This window comes from Kribbella turkmenica (assembly GCF_004348725.1).
GTDB classification, from domain to species: domain Bacteria; phylum Actinomycetota; class Actinomycetes; order Propionibacteriales; family Kribbellaceae; genus Kribbella; species Kribbella turkmenica.
This window is the reverse complement of record NZ_SMKR01000274.1, coordinates 1-5,821: the sequence shown is the minus strand read 5'-3', so window position 1 is coordinate 5,821 and position 5,821 is coordinate 1. Positions and strand designations below refer to the sequence as shown.

General features: G+C 70.1%; 4 protein-coding genes and 1 tRNA gene. 1 reads left to right on the top strand and 4 read right to left on the bottom strand.

Going from position 1 to position 5,821, the window contains the following annotated elements:
* The 4 genes from E1218_RS34750 to E1218_RS34735 all read right to left on the bottom strand — a co-directional run.
* Window positions 1–1,942, bottom strand: a 1,942-nt coding sequence (locus E1218_RS34750) for an AMP-binding protein (protein ID WP_165949555.1), incomplete at its 3' end; no start/stop codon positions are given.
* Between the two features lie 545 nt (window positions 1,943–2,487).
* Window positions 2,488–2,559 (bottom strand) — tRNA-Val (locus tag E1218_RS34745).
* A 21-nt stretch (window positions 2,560–2,580) separates the two neighbouring features.
* Window positions 2,581–3,048 (bottom strand): peroxiredoxin, encoded by a 468-nt coding sequence (locus E1218_RS34740; RefSeq protein ID WP_132327282.1) that lies wholly within the window; start codon window positions 3,046–3,048, stop codon window positions 2,581–2,583.
* A gap of 7 nt (window positions 3,049–3,055) precedes the next feature.
* On the bottom strand, window positions 3,056–3,502 hold the full coding sequence (locus E1218_RS34735; protein WP_132327281.1) for a DUF3052 domain-containing protein: 447 nt from the start codon (window positions 3,500–3,502) through the stop codon (window positions 3,056–3,058).
* A gap of 297 nt (window positions 3,503–3,799) precedes the next feature.
* Between E1218_RS34735 and aceE the strand changes: the two genes are divergently transcribed.
* Window positions 3,800–5,821 (top strand): pyruvate dehydrogenase (acetyl-transferring), homodimeric type (gene aceE / locus E1218_RS34730; RefSeq protein ID WP_233712674.1); only part of this gene is annotated, 2,022 nt, incomplete at its 3' end.

Below are 5,821 nucleotides of genomic sequence, written 5' to 3'. Positions count from 1 at the left end.
GGGTGGGGATCGACTGCTGGAGAGATTGCTTCCAGGCGAGCCGGACCACCGGGAGCTCGGTGGTGCGTTCGCCTGATTCCTCGTCGACGCTCACCAGGGTGTCGGACGTGGTGGCGTGCGGGCCTTCGCCGGCGGGGCCGGAGTGGGAGTTGGCGCCGGCCGGTTCGACGGACGGGGTGGCCGTGGTGGTGAGAGTGCCGTCGAGCCAGCGCTGGCGGAGAAGGGGGCGGAGGATCTTGCCGCCGGGGGTGGTCGGGAAGTCGCGGCGCGGTACGCCGACGACCTCGGCCTGCAACCCGAGCCGGCCCTGCATCAGGCTGCGGATCGCCTGGTCCATGCCGGGGATCGACTCCGGCGTGAGCGCGTAGAAGACGACGAGCCGGTCGGTGCCAATCTCCGGGTCCGCGACGCCGCAGGCCGCGACCAGGCCGTGCTCGGCGCCGACGACGGACGACGCGACGGCCTCGATGTCGTGGGCGTAGTACAGGTTGCCGGACATGATGATGCGTTCGCTGTCCCGGCCGGTGATGACGACCTGCCCGCCGGTGATGAAGCCCTGGTCGCCGGTCGCGAGCCACTTGCGGGCGGCCCAGTTGCCGACCGGGAACGCGGCCCGGTCCGCCTCGAGGTTGCCGAGGTAGCCGGGCGTCACCCGCGCGGACGCGACCTGCAACTGCCCGATCCGGCCCTCCGGCAGGACCGCGCCGTTCGGCGCGACGATCCGCACGGTCGTCCCCGGCGCGGGCGCGCCGACCGAGACCAGGCTGAGCACGCCGGGCGCCTCGGCCCGCGGCTTGCCGGGGCGGGCGACCGCGACCTTGCCGGTCGACGGCCGCTGGTCGACCCACTCGACGGTCCCGGTCGGCGGGATGCGGACGCGATGGACGTTGGGCGTCAGCCCGGGCCGCGCGAACGTGATCCCGGTGACGGTCTCGGTCATTCCCCAGGCCGCGACGAACGTCTCGGGTACGACGCCGAAGCGGTTCGTCAGCCGGAGGAACTCCGACATCACCGGCACGGTGATCTGCTCGCCACCGCTGACCAGGCTGCGCAGCGCGGACAGGTCCCAGTGCCGGTCGGGCTCGCCCGCGATGGCCTGCGTGGCGAGCCGGTACCCGAAGTTCGGCGACCAGGAGTGGTTCACCCGGTGCTGGTCCATCAGGTCCAGCCAGCGCAACGGGTTGTCCAGCACCCAGCGGGTGTTCACGTGGATGTTCGTGCAGCCGGTGAAGACGGGCAACAGGTGGTACAGCAGGAACGCGCCGCTGCGGTCCAGCGGCAGCCAGTTCAGCGTGGTCTGTCCCGGCCGGACCGGCAGCATGGCGGGCGTACCGGCGGCGAACTCGACCAGGCCGCGGTGGGTCAGTTGAACGATCTTCGGCGTACCGGTGCTGGTCCCGGACGACATCATCAGTACGGCGACGTCGTCCGCGGCCGGGCGGTGGAACTCCGAGACGGGCTCGTGCCCGGCGAGCGCGTCCGGGTCGAGGACCGGGAGGCCGAGGTCGTTCGGGAGGTCGGACGGGCGGCCGACGAGCACCGTCCAGCCGAGCAGGTCGGTGACCTTGCGGAGCCGCTCGCGGCCTTCCTCGGTCCGGTCGCCACCGGGGCTCGGAGCCATCAGCAGCGGGCGGATGCCGCCGAGCGTGCAGGCCCAGAACGAGGCGAAGAAGCCGACCGGCTCGGTGACGTGGACGACCGCGGGATCTCCCGGGCGTACGCCGTTCGCGCGCAGGCCGGCGAGGATCCGGGCGGCCAGTTCGAGCAGGGTCGGGAAGTCGAGCTTGGTCTCCCGGCCGTCCGGGCCGATCTCGACCACGCCGGCACCGCCGAAGTCGCGGGCGGCGCGCAGCAGCGCGCTCGGGAGGTCGCGGGGATACCCGGCCGGGATCATCAGGGCCGGCCCGGTGCTGATCGCCGGCCGGTCCACACTGCTCCTCACCACGCCGATGCCACCACCAGCGGGAGGGCGGGTACGGCGTCACGCGGGGGCACGGGCCGGGACGTCACCGGGACAACGGTGGCGCCGGCGAGTTGGCGACCCACGGACACGCGCCTCCCAACTGGACGGAGCCGGGCTCAGGGCAGACCCGTCTCGCTCTCACCGACAGAAAGCCCCGTTTCCGCCTGCCGGAACGATGCCGTGACCGAGTGTTCCCGGTGCGTCATCGTGCCGACCGACAGCCGTGAACCCTACCAGCCGCGACCCACCCTGGAGGAGTCCGATCCCGGCAGCCGACGGTTAAGAATTCCCCCGCCCGCTGCATCCTGGACAACGAGCGCGAAGACGTTCCGATACGGCCTCGCAACATCCCCGAGACCGGAGGACAGCCAGGGCCACCGACGGTCACGGGCGAGTGAACGCCCGCCACGGCACGAGGCCGGAGGCGGAGCCCGCCGGCCGAGAGCCGGAGGTTGCACCTCTGGAAAAGATCACGAGCGAGGCCGGCGCGCGCTGTCTGCGCGCAGACCGCGCCACCTCGATAGTGGGCGAAGAGGGGATCGAACCCCCGACATCTTCCTTGTAAGGGAAGCGCTCTACCGCTGAGCTATTCGCCCTGATGGAACGACCGGCGCAGTCTACCCGAGATCGTGACCCAGACCGGCCAGGGCGGCGGCGTAGTCGTCCGGGTCGCGGGCCTCCGGGACGGGGTTGACGACCGACCACCGGACCAGGCCGTCCCGGTCGATCACGAACGTCCCCCGGAGCGCGCAGCCGCGGTCGGGGTCGAAGACGCCGTACGACGACGCGATCGCCCCGTGCGGCCAGAAGTCGCTGAGCAGGCCGAACTCCAGTTCCTGCGCGTCGGCGTACGCCCGCAGGGTGAACATCGGGTCGCACGAGATCGCCAGGAACTCCGCCGCCGCCAGCAGGTCGGGCCGGTCGCGAAGCGTGGTCAGCTCCCTCGTGCACACCCCGCTGAAGGCGTACGGGTAGAACACCAGGACGACGTCCCGGCGGCCGCGGTGGTCGGCCAGCCGGACCGGTTCGCCGTGCTGGTTCCGGGCGGTGAAGTCCGGTGCCCGGCTGCCGACGGCAGGGGTCACCGCACGGTCAGCCCCGGCCGCGCGCCGACTTGGGCACCACCAGCTTGGTGGCCGACCAGTCGTCGGACACGGTCAGGCTGCTCGTGGTCGCCAGTCCGGCCGTCGGGGCCGCCTCGGCGATGTCGCTGGCGTCGACGTACCCGTCGCGGCCGACCTTCGGGGTCAGCAGCCACACCACGCCGCCGGCCTTCAGATCGGTCAGGATGTCGAAAAAGGCGTCGACCAGGTCTCCGTCGTCCTCCCGGAACCAGAGCAGGACGACGTCCACGACCTCGTCGGTGTCCGCGTCGACGAACTCCTCGCCGGTGATCTCCCGGATCGCGTCGCGGAGATCGTCGTCGCAGTCGTCGTCGTACCCGATCTCCTGCACGATCCAGCCGGCCTCCAGGCCGAGCCGGGTCGCCGTGTTCGGCACGCCGCTCTTGCCGTCCGCGTGGTCCGCGGTCGCGCTCACGTGTCCTCCTCCGTGGTCCCCGCTTGCCCGGGGGTAGGCGTCAGTAGCGATAGTCCATCGTGGCCTACCGCGTCGCGCAAGTATGCACGAGGGTTCCGTGACGTGTCCGGTATCCGCGTGCCCGGTCCGGTGCGTGTCCGGTGGGAGCACGCTCAGCCGACCGGAATCGGGCCGCTGTGGAAGGCAAAGTAGAACGCATTCCGAACAGGTGACAGGATTGCGGTGAAGAGCAACCAGAGAGAACGGCAGGACACCGTGGCTTCCGGACACGAACCACCAGCCATCATCACCGAGGGGATGCCCACCCAGCTCCCCGACATCGACCCCGACGAGACACGGGAGTGGGTCGAGTCGCTCGACGCGGTCCTGGACGAACGGGGCAAGGCGCGAGCGCGCTACCTGATGCTCAAGCTGATCGAGCGAGCCCGGGAGCGACAGGTCGGGGTGCCAGCCCTGCGGAGCACCGACTACATCAACTCGATCCCGCCCGAGCGCGAGCCGTGGTTCCCCGGCGACGAGCACATCGAACGGCGGATCCGCGCCTTCATCCGGTGGAACGCCGCGGTGATGGTCAGCAAGGCGAACCGCAAGGGGCTCGAGGTCGGCGGCCACATCGCCACCTACCAGTCCGCGGCCAGCCTGTACGAGGTCGGTTTCAACCACTTCTTCCGCGGCAAGGACCACCCGGGCGGCGGTGACCAGGTCTTCATCCAGGGCCACGCCTCCCCCGGCATGTACGCCCGCGCGTTCCTCGAGGGCCGGCTGTCCGCCGACCAGCTGGACGGCTTCCGCCAGGAGGTCTCCCGCGGTCCGCACAACGGACTGTCGTCGTACCCGCACCCTCGGTTGATGCCGGACTTCTGGGAGTTCCCGACCGTCTCGATGGGGCTGGCGGCGCTGAACTCGATCTACCAGGCGCGCTTCAACCGGTACCTTCACCACCGCGGCATCAAGGACACCAGCCAGCAGCACGTCTGGGCGTTCCTCGGCGACGGTGAGATGGGTGAGCCGGAGTCGCTCGGCGCGATCGGCCTGGCCGCCCGCGAGGAGCTGGACAACCTCACCTTCGTGATCAACTGCAACCTGCAGCAGCTGGACGGCCCGGTCCGCGGCAACGGCAAGGTGATCCAGGAGCTGGAGGCGTACTTCCGCGGCGCCGGCTGGAACGTGATCAAGGTGATCTGGGGCCGGGAGTGGGACAACCTGCTGGCTCAGGACCACGACGGCGTACTGGTGCACAAGATGAACACCACCCCGGACGGACAGTTCCAGACGTACTCCGTCGAGTCCGGCGAGTACATCCGGAACAACTTCTTCGGCGGTGACCAGCGGCTGCAGGCGATGGTCCGCAACCTGTCCGACGAGGATCTGCGCAAGCTGCCGCGCGGCGGTCACGACTACCGCAAGGTGTACGCCGCGTTCAAGAGCGCGACCGAGCACGTCGGCCAGCCGACGGTGATCCTGGCGCAGACCATCAAGGGCTGGACGATCGAGGCGCTGGAGGGCCGGAACGCGACCCACCAGATGAAGAAGCTGACCTCGGACGACCTGAAGGCGTTCCGCGACCGGCTCTACCTGCCGATCGACGACAAGGACCTCGAGGACGCGTACAACCCGCCGTACTTCCACCCCGGCACCGACTCGCCGGAGCACCAGTACATGATGGAGCGGCGCAAGCAGCTCGGCGGTTCGCTGCCCGAGCGCCGGGTGACGCCGAAGACCTCGCTCAAGCTTCCTGGTGACGACGTCTACAAGCCGCTCGGCAAGGGCAGCAACGCGCCCGTGGCGACCACGATGGCGCTGGTGCGGCTGTTCCGCGACCTGATGAAGGACCCGGAGATCGGTTCCCGGATCGTCCCGATCGCCCCGGACGAGTACCGCACGTTCGGGATGGACTCGATGTTCCCGACGGCGAAGATCTACTCGCCGCACGGCCAGCAGTACGAGGCGGTCGACCGCAACCTGCTGCTGTCGTACAAGGAGTCCGAGCAGGGTCAGCTGCTGCACGAGGGCATCAGCGAGGCCGGCGCGATGGGCTCGATGATCGCCGCCGGTACGGCGTACGCGACCCACGGCGAGCCGATGATCCCGTTCTACATCTTCTACTCGATGTTCGGGTTCCAGCGGACCGGTGACTCGCTCTGGGCGTTCGGCGACCAGCTCGGCCGCGGCTTCCTGATCGGCGCGACCGCCGGCCGGACGACGCTGACCGGTGAGGGTCTGCAGCACGCCGACGGTCACTCGCCGCTGCTCGCCTCCAGCAACCCGGCGGCGGTGCACTACGACCCGGGCTTCGCCTACGAGGTCGCGCACATCGTC